Here is a 14,869-nt window from a genome sequence, read left to right on the forward strand (position 1 = left end):
GCCGGAGGGTCCCCCGGACGACCGCCGGTGGCCCCCCGGCCGACGGCCAGGCGGGCCCTGGTCGACCGCCGGCCGTGTCCCGGTCGTATCCCGGTCGTCGACGGGTCGTCGGCCGCTCCGCCGCTGGTCGTGCCGCGGCCGCGGCACGACTCGCGTCCCCCGCCGCAGTGGTGTGACGACGGCTACATGACCAAATCGGCCATCGCATGTGCGCGAATCCGGGGTATGGTGGTAATGCGCCTGCCGAGTATGTGACGTACGGGTACGTGACATCTTCGTCGGGCCGCACGCATGAGGATGCCCGGTCGGTGGCCCGATCGGCTCCGACCCGACAGCCCTCCGTTCCGTACGGCACAGTCGCGTACGGAAGGCGGAGGGACACCTCAGCGGTACGAGCGCTAGAGCGTCGGCAGTGGTCCCGTGTCCTACGGCACCGCCGTAAGGCAGCCAGCCGTCGTCCCCGGCACGGTCCGTACACGACCCCCGCGCTCGCCTCGCGCCGCGCACACAGAAGAGGCAGCACCCTGACTACGACGTTCCGATCCCTCGGGATCCTCCCCGAGACCGCCGAGGCCCTGGAGGCCGTCGGCATCATCACTCCCTTCCCCATCCAGGAGATGACGCTCCCCGTGGCCCTGTCGGGCACGGACGTCATCGGCCAGGCCAAGACCGGCACCGGCAAGACGCTCGGCTTCGGCCTCCCGCTCCTCGAGTGCGTCACCGTCCCCGCCGACGTGGAGGCGGGCCGCGCCGAGCCTGAGGCGCTCACCGACGCCCCGCAGGCACTCGTCGTCGTCCCGACGCGCGAGCTGTGCACGCAGGTCACCAACGACCTGCTGACCGCGGGCAAGGTGCGCAACGTACGGGTCATGGCGATCTACGGTGGCCGGGCCTACGAGCCGCAGGTCGAGGCCCTGAAGAAGGGCGTCGACGTGGTCGTCGGCACCCCGGGCCGACTGCTGGACCTGGCCGGCCAGAAGAAGCTGAACCTGAAGCACGTCAAGTGCCTGGTCCTCGACGAGGCCGACGAGATGCTCGACCTGGGCTTCCTGCCCGACGTCGAGAAGATCATCGGCATGCTGCCGGTGAAGCGCCAGACCATGCTGTTCTCGGCGACCATGCCGGGCGCCGTGATCGGGCTGGCCCGTCGCTACATGTCGCAGCCCACCCACATCCGCGCCACCGCGCCGGACGACGAGGGCGCGACGGTGGCGAACATCAAGCAGTTCGTCTACCGCGCGCACTCCATGGACAAGCCGGAGATGGTCGCCCGCATCCTCCAGGCTGAGACCCGCGGACTGGCGATGATCTTCTGCCGTACGAAGCGGACGGCCGCGGACATCGCCGAGCAGCTCCAGCGCCGCGGGTTCGCCTCCGGCGCGGTCCACGGCGACCTCGGCCAGGGCGCCCGCGAGCAGGCGCTGCGCGCCTTCCGCAACGGCAAGGTGGACGTGCTGGTCTGCACCGACGTCGCCGCCCGCGGCATCGACGTCGAGGGCGTGACGCACGTCATCAACTACCAGACGCCGGAGGACGAGAAGACGTACCTGCACCGCGTGGGCCGTACGGGCCGGGCGGGCGCGAAGGGTACGGCGATCACGCTGGTCGACTGGGACGACATCCCGCGCTGGCAGCTGATCAACAAGGCGCTGGAGCTGGGCCTCAACGACCCGGTGGAGACGTACTCCACCTCCCCGCACCTCTACGCCGAGCTGGGCATCCCGGAGGGCATCAAGGGTGTCCTGCCGCGCTCGGAGCGCACCCGCGCCGGCCTGGCGGCGGAGGAACTGGAGGATCTGGGCGAGCCGGGCGGCCGGGCCGGTCGCGGACGCGGCGGCCGTGACGGCCGTGACAGCCGGGGCGACCGTGACGGCCGTGACAGCCGGGGCGACCGTGACGAGGCCCGTTCCGCCGAGCGGGAGCGTCCGGCCCGTACGCCGCGTCGCCGCCGCCGTACGCGCGGCGGGGCACCGCTGGACGCGGCGTCCCCCGCGGACACCGCGAGCGGGACCCCGTCGACCGGTGCGGCCGTAACCGACGGCCGGGAGGCGGACGGCGCTCAGGCCGGCCCGCGCACCCTGCGCCGTCGGCGCCGCACCCGTGGCGGAGCGCAGGCCGCGGCGCCGGAGGCCGCGCAGACGGCGGAAGCGGCCGTGGCGACCGCCGAGGGGACGACTCCCGAGGCCGCCGTGGCCGCCGTGGCCGTCGAGGCCGTCGAGCTTCCGGCGCAGCCGCGCCGCCGCCGCACCCGCAAGTCGGCAGAGGCACCGGCGACCACGGCCGAGCGGGCCGAGTCGCCCGAGCCGACCGCGCCGGAGACCCCCGAGGCTCCGGTGACCGCAGAGGCCCCGGTGACCGCCGTCGCCGAGGACGCGCCCGCCGCCAAGCCGCGCCGCCGTACCCGTAAGGCGACGGCCGCTGCCGAGACGGCGGTCGGCACGGCCGAGGGGACGACCGAGTCCGCCCCGGAGGCGACGGAGCCGAAGCCGCGCCGCACGCGCAAGACCGCGGCCAAGGCGGATACCGCCGCCGACACCGCCGAGGGCGCGGAGACGAAGCCGAGGACGCGCCGCACCCGCAAGACCGCGGCGCCGGTCGAATCCGCCGACTCCGCCGAGACGGCTCCGGAGGCGGAGGCCGCCGAGGCCAAACCCAAGGCGCGCCGTACCCGCAAGGCCACCGCCTCGGCCGAGGCCGCCCCGGCCGGCATCCCGGCCCAGACGGCCGAGGAGCCGGAGGGCACCGAGGCCAAGCCGCGGCGCACCCGGAAGGCGGCCGCCACGGCCAAGACCGCCACCGACACCGCGGAGGGCACCGAGGCGAAGCCGAAGACCCGCCGCACCCGCAAGACGGCCGAAGCCGCCCCGGCGACGGAGGCACCGGAAGCGGAGGCGGCCAAGCCGCGGCGCACCCGGAAGGCCGCCGCCACGGCCAAGACCGCCACCGAGACCGCGGAAGGCACCGAGGCGAAGCCGAAGACCCGCCGCACCCGCAAGACGGCCGAAGCCGCCCCGGCGACGGAGGCACCGGAAGCCGCGACGGCCGGCATCCCGGCCCAGACCGCGCAGGAGAGCGAGCCGGCCGCAGCCGCGCCGAGGCGCCGCACGCGCAAGGCAACCGCCACCGTGGAGGCCACGGAGGCCTGACCTGCCGCGCCCGTCGACCGTCGGCCCGGTACCGCACCCGCGGTACCGGGCCGACGGCGTTCCCGGCACCCGTCGCCCCGCCTCCCCGGACCGATCACCCCTCCGTACCGTCGGCCGGTGGCCGGTGGCCCATGGGCGATGGGCGATGGGCGATGGGCGATGGGCGATAGGCGGTGGGTGGTGGGCGGAAACCGTGGCTGCTGCCCCGCATCGGTCCGCCCGATACCCTCGGCCCGTGAGCCAGAACGCCGCCTTCGCCCCGCCCCCGCACGCGCGCGTCTACCGGCTGCGGACCGCGCGCGGGGAGTTCGCCGTCGTCGACTCGCCCGTGGCCGAAGGCGTCGACCCGAGGGGTGTCGTGCTGATGCTGCCCGGCTTCACGGGCAGCAAGGAGGACTTCACGCTGCTGCACGAACCGCTCGCGGCGCGCGGATACCGTACCGTCGCCGTGGACGGACGGGGCCAGTACGAGTCCGACGGGCCCGCGGACGACGAGTCCGCCTACGCCCAGCCGGAACTGGCGCAGGACGTGCTCGCACAAGTGGCGGCCCTCGGCACCCGGTCCCTCGCCACCCGCTCTCCCCTGCATCTCCTCGGGCACTCGCTCGGCGGTCAGATCGCCCGCGCGACCGTTCTCCTGGACCACTCCCCCTTCCGTTCCCTCACCCTGATGTCCTCGGGCCCGGCACAGATCTCGGTCTCGCAGCAGCAGCGCGTGAAGCTGCTGCGGGACGCGCTGGCCGTGATGTCGATGGACGAGGTCTGGGACGCGATCCAGGCCATGGGGCCGCCCGAGGAGGTCGGTGGGCCCGCCCGCGGCCTCGCCGACGAGGAGCGGCTGCGCCGCCGCTGGCTGGGCACCAGGCCGGCGCAACTCGTCGCCACGGGGCGGCAATTGTGCACCGAACCGGACCGGGTCGCCGAACTGGCCGCCGTACCGCTGCCGTTCCACGTACTGTCGGGGGAACGCGACGACACCTGGCCGGTGCCGCTCCTGGACGACATGGCCGTACGGCTGAACGCGCGCCGGACCGTGATCCCCGGCGCCGAGCACTCCCCCAACACCGACCAGCCCCTGGCCACGGCCGCCGCCCTCGCGGACTTCTGGGACACCGTCCCCCGCGGAACCACCGACGCCGGCACCAGCCCCGGCCCCGGCCCCGGCACGTCCTAGTACCGCATCAGCACCGCGTCAGTACCGCGTCTGCACGTACTCCCAGAACCCGTCCCGCAGGGCCCGGCGCAGGTCCGCCTGGCCGCGGAGGGAGTACTGGAGCAGGCCCTCCGCCTCCACCAGGAGGTCCTGGTCGACCGAGCCGGGGAGGTACGGGTGGCCGGGGAGCAGTTCCGCCAGGGAGTCGCGGCCCCGGGCGGCCAGCCACTTCGCCGCGATCTGGGAGCCCACGAAACGGACGTCCTCGCGGGTCGGCCGGGCGGTGCCCGCCGTGTCGTAGAGCGGGGCCGTGCGCCGGGAGACGTAGGGCTTGAAGAACTCCAGGTCGAAGGTGCGCTGGCTGTCGACCTCCCAGAGGAGGGGATCCGCCTGGTTGCGGCCCTCGGGTGCCTCGACGCCCCAGAGGTGGACGCGGGCCCCGTAGCCCTGGGCCGCCTCGACCGCCGAGACCAGGTCCTCGTCGCCGCCGAGCAGGGCCGCGTCGCTGATGGCGCGGTACCGGGCGAGGGACTCCAGGTCGGAGCGGATCAGGGAGTCGACGCCCTTCTGCTGGTTGTTGGCGTTGAGGTTGCCGAGGCGGACCTTGACGTCCGGCAGCTCGGCGATGGACTGCTGCTCCGCGGTGTGGATGCGGCGCCTGGCGCCGTCGTACCAGTAGACCCGCAGCAGCCTGCTGTCCGCGAAGATCGTCCGGGCGCGGTCGATGAGCGCCTCGATCAGTCCCTCGGCGTCCAGGTCGAAGGCGCGGCGGTCCTCGGTCCCGGCCACCAGTCGGCCCGCCGCCGCGTACAGGTATCCGGCGTCGACGAAGATCGCATGGGTGGAGGGCGTCTTCGCCACCTCGGCGAGCATGCGCTCGAGCAGCGCGTTGGTGCGGTCGATGCGGGCGTTCAGGGACCCGAGGTCGTCGTTCATTGCCTCCATTGTCCCGGCGGTCACGCTGTGAACACAACCGGTCCCGGTCGGTCCGGTTCCGGTGGAGAGCGGTCACCCTTACCGCTCAGTAGTTAGCCGTTCGAAAAATTTCCTTAGCGTAGGGAATGTTCGTAACACGGGGGGCGTTGACCAGGTGTAGCCGCTGAGGGACGCGGGGCATCGGTGCTCCGCGTGACGCCCGCGGCGCTTCCAGTAGTTCTCCTCAGGAGGATGACCAGACGAAGGGAGAGGCCCATGCGCTTCGAAGTCATGCGACTCGACGACGTCGACGGCACGCCCGTGGACACCACCGTTGTGGACGCCGCCTCTGTCAACCGCATCGTTCAGCAGGCCGCCGCCATCGGGCAGCGCCTGTGGATCCGCCCCGCCGACACCTCGGCCTCGTAAGGCGCGGAAACTCTGCATACGCCCGGAGCCCCGGTACGCATCGTCGTACCGGGGCTCCGCTCATGCGCGCGCCGTCGTCAGGCGCCCTGAATCACCTGCGTCACCCCGTTGATGATCTGCTGCACGGCGATCGCGGACAGCATCATGCCCGCGAGGCGGGTCACCAGGACCACGCCGCCGTCCTTGATGACCCGGATGATCAACAGGGAGTACCGCATCACCAGCCACAGCACGACGTGGATGGCGAAGATCGCCGACCACACCGACACCTGCGTGGTGACGCTGTCGGCCTTCTCCACGGCGAGGATGACCGACACGATCGCCCCGGGACCGGCCAGCAGCGGCATGCCCAGCGGTACGAGGGCGACGTTGACGTCCTTGGTCTGCTTCGGCTCGTCCGTCTTGCCGGTGAGCAGGTCCAGCGCGATCAGCAGGAGCAGCAGCCCGCCCGCGATCATCAGCGCGGGCACGGACACATGCAGGTAGTTCAGGATCTGGTGGCCGAGCAGGCCGAACACGGTGATCACGCCACCGGCCACACAGACGGCCTGGAGGGCCATCCGCCGCTGGGCCTTGGCCGGGCGACCGGCGGTGAGCGCGAGGAAGATCGGGGTGATCCCCGGGGGATCCATGATCACGAAAAGGGTCAGGAAGAGGGAACCGAAGACGGCGATGTCGAACATGGGTGAGCTACTGGCCTTGCAGGAGAAGGGGAGTGTGAGCGGTGCTGAGGTGCACGGTGGAAGGACGCGGTGGAAATGCGCGAGAGAGGTCGCCGCGGGGTCCGGCCCGTGACCGCGGCCCCGGACGCGGCCCGAGCCCGGGCCTCGCGGCACGGCCGCCGTCACGGGCCTCGGAACACGGGACGGTCACGGTCACGTGCCTCCGCACCCGGAAGGCGGGGAGCACGGGCCTCCTGGACCCTGACGCGTGAGCACAGACCCGAGCCCTTGGCGTGGGAGCACGGCCCTGCCCGGGTGAGGGGCACGGGCGTGTGCCCGGACATGGGGAGCGCGAGGCTCTCACAGGCCGCCGGGGCACGGGCCCCGAACTCCGCCGGGGGCGCAGACCGAGACTTGGCCGGGGGCGCGGGCCCCGGACTCCGCCGGGGCGCGGAGGCCTAGACTCCGCCGGCCCCCGGCACGGGGAACGCGCCGAACGCCCGTCGCGTGATCTCCCCGTAGACCTCGGGGTCCGTCGTGTACTCGCCGAGCGAGCAGGTCTTCCGGCTGCCGTGGTAGTCGCTGGACCCGGTCACCAGCAGCCCGAGCTCCTTCGCCAGCCCGCGCAGCCGCGCCCGCGTGTTCGCGTCGTGGTCCATGTGGTCGACCTCGATGCCGTCGAGCCCGGCCGCGGCCATCTCGGCGATCGCGGACTCGGGCACCGTGCGCCCCCGCTTGGCGGCGGCCGGGTGGGCGAAGACGGCGACCCCGCCCGCGCCCTTGATCAGCCGGATCACCTCGAACGGGTCGGTCTCGTGCTTCTCCACGTAGGCCCGGCCGCCGTCGGCCAGCCAGTCCTGGGTGAAGGCGTCCCCCACGGTCGGTACGACACCGAGTTCGACGAGCGCGGTGGCGACGTGCGGCCGCCCCACCGACCCGTGGCCGGCGATCCGCTCGACCTGCTCCCAGGTGACCGGCACGCCCAGGGCGTTCAGCTTGGCGACCATGCCCTTGGCCCGCGGCACCCGGTCGTCCCGGACCAGCTCGCGCTCGGCGAGCAGGGCGGGCTCCTCGGGATCGAAGAGGTAGGCCAGCATGTGCATGCTGATGCCGTCGAACCGGCAGGACAGCTCGGCGCCGGTGACCAGCGTGAGCCCCTCCGGCAGGGCGGCGACCGCCTCGGCGTACCCGCGGGTGGTGTCGTGGTCGGTCAGCCCGACGACGTCCAGACCGGCCGCGGCGGCGTTCCGCACCAGCTCGGCCGGGGTGTCCGTGCCGTCGGACGCGGTGGAGTGGGTGTGCAGATCGATGCGCACGACGCTGACTCCAAGCGGGTGACGTGGCGGACGGGGACGCTCCAGCATAACGGGAAGCGAGACGCCCTCTGTCACACCCGCAACGACCCGGCGCCCCCTACAACCGCGTCCGGGACCCGCTCACCCTGGAGACGGAGCCGCACATCGGCACGACCGCCCCGCCCCCGCCCACCTGCGCCCTTCCCCGCACGGCGCCACGGCTTGAGCGAGCGCAGCACCGGCTTGGGCGACCGCAGCGGCACGGCTTGAGCGAGCACAGCCCTGTGGCCCGACCAAGCACGGCGCCACGGCCCGACCAAGCACGGCGCCACGGCCCGACCAAGCACGGCGCCACGGCCCGACCAAGCACGGCGCCACGGCTTGAGCAAGCGCGGCGCTACGGCTTGAGCAAGCGCGGCGACAACGCCCCGCACGGCACCAGCTCCACCTCGGCGCCGGCTTCGCGCAGGTCGGTCAGCACCAGTTCGTCGTACATCAGCAGCCCCGACTGCTCCGGCCACACCACCGCCCACAGCCACATGCCGAGCGCCTCGCCCGCGAAGACCGCACGGTCGGCCGGGGCGCCGGAGACATGCCAGAGCGGGGTCGGGCGGCCCGCGGCCAGGACCTTGGCCTGGGCCGGCTTCTCCACGTCCAGATACGGACCCGGGTCCGGGGCGTCGATGCCCGCGTACCGCGCGCCGAGGCCCACGCCGAGCTCCTCGGCGACCAGGATCAGCTCACCGATGCCGCCGAGCGGGCCGGGGCCCGAGCAGGCCACCGCCGTGGCCCGGCCGCCTGTGCGATCGTCGCCGGCGCAGGTCACGCCCGTGAACAGCCAGCCGACCGGCAGCGGCCACGGCATCCACACCGGCACCTGCGTGCGGTGCACCACGACGTCGAGAGCCTCGACGCTGGGCGGAACCACGGGCTGCAGCGGATGCACCGTGCCGTGCACGTCGCACTGCCAGGAATCGGCGAAGAGGCCGGGAGCCCTGACCCGGCCACCACACTTCGGGCAACTGGGTTCGCCCCTCATAGAGCCCCACGGTCCTACCCCTGCACCGCCACGTCAAGGACGATCACCCATCCGGACGGAACGACTGCCCGGCGGGAACCAGATGCCGATTGCATTACTTAGGCGCACTAAGTCACTACGCTCCGAGGTGCGCCGCCGCGCACGATGTCCCGGCCCTCGTCAACTGCTCGGTTCTCACCCGCCGTTGGTGAGATCCGTCACGCCGGCGGTCAGTCCAGCGGCACGGATCCGCGGGACGGGTCCCTGAGGTCCGTGCCGTGCGTCAGCCAGCGCTCCTGGAGGGCCTGCGCGCCGTGCACCCGCTTCCAGGCCGCCTCGTTCGGCGTCATCGGCAGCAGCGGCAGGAACCGGACGGGGTCCAGCGGCTCCGGCAGCTCCAGGTCCTCCACCAGGCCGCCGGGCTCGGCGACCAGGACGGAGGTGAACGGGGCGCCCGGCCACAGCGGCTCCCCGACGTCCAGGGAGGCGCCGGGGGCCACGACCACGCCCTCGACCTGCGGGGAGGCGGCGAGGACGGCGAGCGGGCGGAGCGCCTTGTCGGTGTCGGCGAGCCCGGCGCGGACCGACAGGACCAGCTCGGCGCGCGGGCCCTTGACCGGGTCCGCGAGCACCGCCGCGGGGTCCGCCATGGGCTGGGCGGACATGCCGAGCGTGGCGTACCGGACGATGTCGCCCTCCGGGCCGTCGCCGGTGAAGCGCAGCACCTCGATGCGGTCGGTGCCGAGGAAGGTGACCGCCGCGCGCGCGTCCGGTTCGCCCAGCGCGGTGCACAACCGGGCCTCGACCAGAGGAAGAACATCAGCCATGCGGCGAGCATAGAACTCGTCAGGACCAGGCAAAGCGGCGCCTTGACACGCCGAGCGGCTGATACTCTGGCCCGGCGGTTCGGGGCAGCACACGGGGACGTGAACCCCAGGGCCCCGCCGCAGTGAACACTCCCCTACGGGGAACCCCTCTAAACGAGGGGAAGGATCATCCCTCACGAGGGACCGGCCGGAGGAGGTGGGGCTGTCATGGACCGAAGTCGACCGTGCAGTACCGCCCGCTCTTCCGGCCGCTGACGCAGCCGCTCCGGCCCCGCCGGCTGCCGCCGCCGTCACTTGCGCGCCTTGTCGCACGGAAGAGCACATCGTCGTCTGTTCGACCTGCCTGATGCACCCGGCTCAGCCCGGCCTGCGTCGACAGCTGACTCAAGTGCGAAACCCGCCACCGCGACGGTGCGGTGCTCCCCGCTTTGTGGACGCGCCATCCCTCCGCACGCCGGACGTCCCCATTCCGGGTAGTTCCACCCGTCGTCGGCGCCTTTCGCTGCCCGATGCGAAGGAGCCTGCCATGTCGATGATCCGTGACCTGCGCGCCGCCGTCCGTCCGTCCCGCGTCTCGCTGCGCAAGGACGGCGGCGCGTACGACGCCACCCGCGACCCGGCGACCGCCTCGGCCGTCGTCGACTGCGCCGTTTACCGGGACGGCCGCCGCGTCGAGACCGAGGCCCCGCTGAGCCCGCACGAGGCGATGCGCCGGGTACGCCGTGACGGCGGGTTCGTGTGGATCGGTCTGCACGAGCCGACCGAGGACGAATTCGCCGGTATCGCCCGTGAGTTCGGGCTGCACCCGCTGGCGGTGGAGGACGCGGTGCAGGCCCACCAGCGACCGAAGCTGGAGCGCTACGACGACTCCCTCTTCACCGTCTTCAAGACCATCCACTACGTCGACCACGACCGGCTCACCGCCAACAGCGAAGTCGTCGAGTCCGGCGAGGTGATGTGCTTCACCGGGCGGGACTTCTTCATCACCGTCCGGCACGGCGGGCAGGGCTCGCTGCGGGCGCTGCGGCACCGGCTCCAGGACGACCCCGAGCTGCTGTCCCGGGGCCCGTCGGCGGTGCTGCACGCCATCGCCGACCACGTCGTCGACGGCTACATCGCGGTCGCCGACGCGGTGCAGGACGACATCGACGAGGTCGAGACCGAGGTGTTCTCGCCCGGCCGCAAGGGCACCCCGCGGGGTACGGACGCCGGGCGGATCTACCAACTCAAGCGAGAGGTGCTGGAGTTCAAGCGGGCGGTCTCCCCGCTGATGCGTCCCATGCAGCTGCTCAGCGAGCGGCCGATGCGGCTGATCGACCCGGACATCCAGAAGTACTTCCGGGACGTCGCCGACCACCTCGCCCGGGTGCAGGAGCAGGTCGTCGGCTTCGACGAGCTGTTGAACTCCATCCTCCAGGCCAACCTCGCCCAGGCGTCCGTCGCGCAGAACGAGGACATGCGCAAGATCACCTCGTGGGCGGCGATCATCGCCGTACCGACGATGGTGTGCGGCGTGTACGGGATGAACTTCGACCACATGCCCGAGCTGAAGTGGCGCTACGGCTACCCGCTGGTCCTCAGCATCACGGTGGCCATCTGCTTCGGCATCCACCGCACGCTCAAGCGCAACGGCTGGCTGTGAGCGGGGCTCGTTAGGCTGGGCCCATGACAAGTGAGCTGCTCGACCGGGCCCTCGTCGAGGAGGCCACGAAGAAGTCCGGGCTGATCTGGGTCCAGGGGCCCGGGAGTCCCGCCCGCCCCCTGTGGCACGTCTGGCACGAGGGCGCGGCCTGCGTCGTCGGCGACGGGCCGGGCGAGCAGCCGCTGCCCGGGCTGGCCGACGGGGCCATGGCCGAAGTGACCGTGCGCAGCAAGGACAAGGGCGGGCGGCTCGTCTCCTGGACGGCGCGGATCGTGGAGCTGGCCTCCGGCTCCGAGGCGTGGCAGGCGGCGGTGGCAGAGCTGAAGGGCAAGCGGCTCAACGCCTCCGACGGCGAGGCCGTACCGGACCGCTGGGCCCGTCAGTGCCGGGTGCTGCGCCTGGAACCGACCGGTGCGACGGCCCCGCTGCCGGACGGCCCGCTGGCCGAACCCCCGCTGCCGACGCCGGCGACGACCCGCGAACCGATCCCGGCGGGCCTGCCACGCCTGCTGCTGAAGCGGGGACGCCGGGGACGCCGGTAGACCGCCGCCGGCCCGGCGGCGGTCCGGCGGCGGTCCGGCGGCGGATCGGGGCCGCGTCGTGGGCCCGGATGTCTTCCGGACCGGTCCGCCCGGCCCGGTCCACCCAGCCGGTTCACCCCGCCGGGGCGGTGGCCGGCAGGGCCGGGCGTCGTGGGCCGGGGCCCGACCGGGACGGTCGGGCTGGACGGTCAGGACGTCGGGAGTTGCTTGCCGTAGTCCAGGGTGTCGTCCTCCGCCGGCTCCTGGAGGGGGAAGTCCTGCCCCCAGTCCGAGAAGCTGATCGTGCCGGCCTTGCCCGCCCGGACCAGCCGCACCGGGTAGGGCTTGCCCTCCAAGGACACGTCGAGGGAGCCGCCGGCGCCCTGATCGCCGCTGATCCGGATGGTCCGGACGCCGGCCTGCCGGTGGCGGCCGTCGGTCTCCACCGTGCCGTGCAGGGTCAGCAGACCGTCGAGGAGCACGTCCTTGTCGGCGAACCCGATGAACTTCTTGTACGAGGGGTCGCCCTGCGGCACCGTCACGTACTTGCCGCCGAGCTTCTCGGCCGCCGCCGCGTCCGCGTTGCCGCCGTCGCTGCTCCAGAACTCCGCGTCCGCCTTGAGGAAGAGCTGCTCCCCGATCCGCAGCAGCCGGAACGTCCTCCCCCCGGCGGTGACCGACCCGGTGCCGCCGTCCGGCTTCAGCCGCATGTCGAGCTTGTACGTGCGCCCGCTGGTGACCACCGTGCCGGACAGCCGTACCGCGGGGGCGGACTCGGCGGCCGTACGCGTCCTGGCCTGGATCTTGTCGGCGGGGAGCTTGCCGACCCCGTTGGTGCCCGCGTCCGGGTCCTCGCCGCCGCATCCCGTCAGCCCCGTGCCCGCGACGGCGAGGGCGCACACCGCACCCGCCAGAGCGGCCCTGCGGGTTCGGCGCCGGGGAATCACAGTCACAGGTGGGCTGCCTTTCTGAACACGGCTGACACGGCTGACGCGGCTCACGGGCTCACGCGGCTCACTGGCCGACGTGGACCGCAGGGGCCACAGGACCAACTCGATCACAGGGATCACACGGATCACACGGCCGACCGGGCCGACCGGGACCCGCCCGGGGGCCGACACGGCGTACCGCAGCGTACCGGGGTCCCGTACGGCGAACGGAGGCAGTCCGTCCGGACCGGCCGCCGGAGCGGGCCCGTTGCGGACGGGCTAGCCTGAAGGCCGTCCGAGCGGGCAATTCGGAAAAGAGACACCGCACGACACAGCTCTTACGAACGCCGACGATCTCTGACCGATCTCTGACGACCCTCTGACGAAAAGGAGCCGCCGGCATGGCAGCGGGCGCACCCCGGATCTTCGTCTCGCACCTCTCGGGCGTCGCCGTCTTCGACCCCAACGGCGACCAGGTGGGCCGCGTGCGTGACCTGGTCGTCATGCTCCGCGTCGGGCAGAAGCCCCCTCGGCTGCTCGGCCTGGTCGTCGAACTCGCCACCCGCCGCCGCATCTTCCTGCCGATGACCCGGGTCACCGGCATCCAGTCCGGCCAGGTCCTGTCCACCGGCGTGCTCAACGTCCGGCGCTTCGAGCAGCGGCCCACCGAGCGCCTCGTCTTCGGCGAGCTGCTGGACCGGCGGGTCACGCTCACCGAGACCGGCGAGGAGGTCACCGTCCTCGACCTGTCGGTGCACCAGCTGCCGACCCGCCGGGACTGGGAGATCGACCGCGTCTTCGTCCGGAAGGGGAAGAAGGGCGGCGCCTTCCGGCGCAGCAAGGGCGAGGCGCTCACCGTGGAGTGGACGGCGGTCACGGGGTTCTCGCTGGAGGAGCACGGGCAGGGCGCGGAGAGCCTGCTCGCCACCTTCGAGCAGCTGCGCCCCGCCGACCTGGCCAACGTCCTGCACCACCTGTCCGCCAAGCGCCGCGCCGAGGTCGCCGCCGCCCTGGACGACGACCGCCTGGCCGACGTGCTGGAGGAGCTGCCGGAGGACGACCAGATCGAGATCCTCGGCAAGCTGGCGGAGGAGCGGGCCGCCGACGTCCTGGAGGCGATGGACCCCGACGACGCGGCCGACCTGCTCGGCGAGCTGCCGGAGGCGGACAAGGAGCGGCTGCTGAGCCTGATGAAGCCGGCCGACGCGGCCGACATGCGGCGGCTGATGGCGTACGAGGAGCACACGGCCGGCGGTCTGATGACGACCGAGCCGATCGTGCTCAGGCCGGACGCCACCGTCGCCGACGCCCTCGCCCGCGTCCGCAACCCCGACCTGTCCCCCGCGCTCGCCGCCCAGGTCTACGTCTGCCGGCCGCCCGACGAGACGCCGACCGGCAAGTACCTCGGCACCGTCCACTTCCAGCGGCTGCTGCGCGATCCGCCGTACACGCTGGTCGGGTCGATCATCGACGACGACCTGCAACCGCTGGAGCCGGAGGCGGAGCTGCCCGTGGTCGCCGGGTTCTTCGCCACGTACGACATGGTGGCGGCGCCCGTCGTCGACGAGTCCGGGTCGCTGCTGGGGGCGGTGACCGTGGACGACGTACTCGACCACGTGCTGCCGCAGGACTGGCGGGGAACGGAGTTCCACCTGGAGGAGGGGGCGGGTGTCCATGACGCCTGAGCGCGAGACCGTCCGCGAACGCACGCCGGCCGGGGCGACCGCGAGCACCCGGCACCGGCCGCGGCTGGACCAGCCGCGTCCGCCGCGCCGCCGGTTCCTGCCGGAGTACGACCCGGACGCGTTCGGACGGATGTCCGAGCGGATCGCGCGCTTCATCGGCACCGGACGGTTCCTCGTCTGGATGACCGTGGTGATCATCGTGTGGGTGCTGTGGAACGTGAGCGCCCCCGCCGATCTGCGGTTCGACGAGTACCCGTTCATCTTCCTGACGCTGGCGCTGTCGCTCCAGGCCTCCTACGCCGCCCCGCTGATCCTGCTCGCGCAGAACCGGCAGGACGACCGGGACCGGGTCAATCTGGAACAGGACCGCAAGCAGAACGAGCGGTCGATCGCCGACACCGAGTACCTGACCCGCGAGATCGCCGCCCTGCGCATGGGCCTGGGCGAGGTCGCGACCCGGGACTGGATCCGCTCCGAGCTTCAGGACATGGTCAAGGAGCTGGAGGAGCTGCAGAACGGCCACCGCCCCGAGGCGGACACAGTTCCGGCAGTTCGGACATTCAAGACGGAACGGCCGCAGGGACGTGACGCAGAAGACCGCTGACGGCCTTACCGGGGGCCGTGCCGGTCGCCGTACCATCGTCCTT

Annotated in this window: 13 protein-coding genes; 7 read left to right on the forward strand and 6 right to left on the reverse strand. The window is 72.7% G+C overall.

What is annotated here, in order from left to right; translation table 11 throughout:
- The first annotated feature begins 617 nt into the window (after positions 1-617).
- A complete protein-coding gene (locus ACLGIH_RS11165; RefSeq protein WP_416525090.1) occupies positions 618-3,146 on the forward strand; it encodes a DEAD/DEAH box helicase in 2,529 nt (842 codons plus the stop codon).
- Between the two features lie 235 nt (positions 3,147-3,381).
- Positions 3,382-4,320: an alpha/beta fold hydrolase gene (locus ACLGIH_RS11170; protein ID WP_416525091.1), complete on the forward strand. Its 939-nt coding sequence runs from the start codon at positions 3,382-3,384 to the stop codon at positions 4,318-4,320.
- 18 nt (positions 4,321-4,338) lie between these two features.
- Here ACLGIH_RS11170 and ACLGIH_RS11175 read toward each other — a convergent pair whose 3' ends face one another.
- Entirely contained in the window at positions 4,339-5,244 is a 906-nt protein-coding gene (locus ACLGIH_RS11175) for an NYN domain-containing protein (protein WP_416529339.1), read from the reverse strand.
- 246 nt (positions 5,245-5,490) lie between these two features.
- Between ACLGIH_RS11175 and ACLGIH_RS11180 the strand changes: the two genes are divergently transcribed.
- A complete protein-coding gene (locus ACLGIH_RS11180) occupies positions 5,491-5,643 on the forward strand; it encodes a hypothetical protein (protein ID WP_216724727.1) in 153 nt (50 codons plus the stop codon).
- A 77-nt stretch (positions 5,644-5,720) separates the two neighbouring features.
- Here the strand turns inward: ACLGIH_RS11180 and ACLGIH_RS11185 are convergent, their stop codons facing one another.
- The 4 genes from ACLGIH_RS11185 to ACLGIH_RS11200 form a co-directional block, all read right to left on the reverse strand.
- Positions 5,721-6,326: a MarC family protein gene (locus ACLGIH_RS11185; protein ID WP_416525092.1), complete on the reverse strand. Its 606-nt coding sequence runs from the start codon at positions 6,324-6,326 to the stop codon at positions 5,721-5,723.
- 437 nt (positions 6,327-6,763) lie between these two features.
- The gene (locus ACLGIH_RS11190; RefSeq protein WP_416525093.1) at positions 6,764-7,621 is read right to left on the reverse strand and encodes a PHP domain-containing protein; all 858 of its coding nucleotides are present in this window, start codon (positions 7,619-7,621) and stop codon (positions 6,764-6,766) included.
- 376 nt (positions 7,622-7,997) lie between these two features.
- A complete protein-coding gene (locus ACLGIH_RS11195) occupies positions 7,998-8,639 on the reverse strand; it encodes a DUF6758 family protein (RefSeq protein WP_416525094.1) in 642 nt (213 codons plus the stop codon).
- Between the two features lie 209 nt (positions 8,640-8,848).
- Entirely contained in the window at positions 8,849-9,445 is a 597-nt protein-coding gene (locus tag ACLGIH_RS11200) for a suppressor of fused domain protein (protein ID WP_416525095.1), read from the reverse strand.
- A 526-nt stretch (positions 9,446-9,971) separates the two neighbouring features.
- Between ACLGIH_RS11200 and ACLGIH_RS11205 the strand changes: the two genes are divergently transcribed.
- A complete protein-coding gene (locus ACLGIH_RS11205) occupies positions 9,972-11,087 on the forward strand; it encodes a magnesium and cobalt transport protein CorA (RefSeq protein ID WP_416525096.1) in 1,116 nt (371 codons plus the stop codon).
- A 23-nt stretch (positions 11,088-11,110) separates the two neighbouring features.
- Positions 11,111-11,629: a hypothetical protein gene (locus ACLGIH_RS11210; protein ID WP_416525097.1), complete on the forward strand. Its 519-nt coding sequence runs from the start codon at positions 11,111-11,113 to the stop codon at positions 11,627-11,629.
- Between the two features lie 188 nt (positions 11,630-11,817).
- Here the strand turns inward: ACLGIH_RS11210 and ACLGIH_RS11215 are convergent, their stop codons facing one another.
- A complete protein-coding gene (locus ACLGIH_RS11215) occupies positions 11,818-12,561 on the reverse strand; it encodes a hypothetical protein (RefSeq protein WP_416525098.1) in 744 nt (247 codons plus the stop codon).
- A 377-nt stretch (positions 12,562-12,938) separates the two neighbouring features.
- Between ACLGIH_RS11215 and ACLGIH_RS11220 the strand changes: the two genes are divergently transcribed.
- Positions 12,939-14,222, forward strand: coding sequence for a magnesium transporter MgtE N-terminal domain-containing protein (locus ACLGIH_RS11220; RefSeq protein WP_416525099.1), 1,284 nt, complete (start codon positions 12,939-12,941; stop codon positions 14,220-14,222).
- A complete protein-coding gene (locus ACLGIH_RS11225) occupies positions 14,212-14,826 on the forward strand; it encodes a DUF1003 domain-containing protein (protein WP_416529340.1) in 615 nt (204 codons plus the stop codon). The genes ACLGIH_RS11220 and ACLGIH_RS11225 overlap by 11 nt, the downstream gene beginning before the upstream one ends.
- The last annotated feature ends 43 nt before the right edge of the window (positions 14,827-14,869 follow it).

The organism is Streptomyces hamibioticus, assembly GCF_047946815.1.
Lineage (GTDB): Bacteria > Actinomycetota > Actinomycetes > Streptomycetales > Streptomycetaceae > Streptomyces.

What these genes read in the sequence shown, in the direction of transcription:
- ACLGIH_RS11165 (WP_416525090.1), top strand. Translation starts at nt 618, where the DNA reads ATGACGCTCCCCGTGGCCCTGTCGGGCACGGACGTCATCGGCCAGGCC.
- ACLGIH_RS11185 (WP_416525092.1), bottom strand. Translation starts at nt 6,326, where the DNA reads ATGTTCGACATCGCCGTCTTCGGTTCCCTCTTCCTGACCCTTTTCGTG.
- ACLGIH_RS11175 (WP_416529339.1), bottom strand. Translation starts at nt 5,244, where the DNA reads ATGGAGGCAATGAACGACGACCTCGGGTCCCTGAACGCCCGCATCGAC.
- ACLGIH_RS11200 (WP_416525095.1), bottom strand. Translation starts at nt 9,445, where the DNA reads ATGGCTGATGTTCTTCCTCTGGTCGAGGCCCGGTTGTGCACCGCGCTG.
- ACLGIH_RS11205 (WP_416525096.1), top strand. Translation starts at nt 9,972, where the DNA reads ATGTCGATGATCCGTGACCTGCGCGCCGCCGTCCGTCCGTCCCGCGTC.
- ACLGIH_RS11225 (WP_416529340.1), top strand. Translation starts at nt 14,212, where the DNA reads ATGACGCCTGAGCGCGAGACCGTCCGCGAACGCACGCCGGCCGGGGCG.
- ACLGIH_RS11210 (WP_416525097.1), top strand. Translation starts at nt 11,111, where the DNA reads ATGACAAGTGAGCTGCTCGACCGGGCCCTCGTCGAGGAGGCCACGAAG.
- ACLGIH_RS11180 (WP_216724727.1), top strand. Translation starts at nt 5,491, where the DNA reads ATGCGCTTCGAAGTCATGCGACTCGACGACGTCGACGGCACGCCCGTG.
- ACLGIH_RS11195 (WP_416525094.1), bottom strand. Translation starts at nt 8,639, where the DNA reads ATGAGGGGCGAACCCAGTTGCCCGAAGTGTGGTGGCCGGGTCAGGGCT.
- ACLGIH_RS11220 (WP_416525099.1), top strand. Translation starts at nt 12,939, where the DNA reads ATGGCAGCGGGCGCACCCCGGATCTTCGTCTCGCACCTCTCGGGCGTC.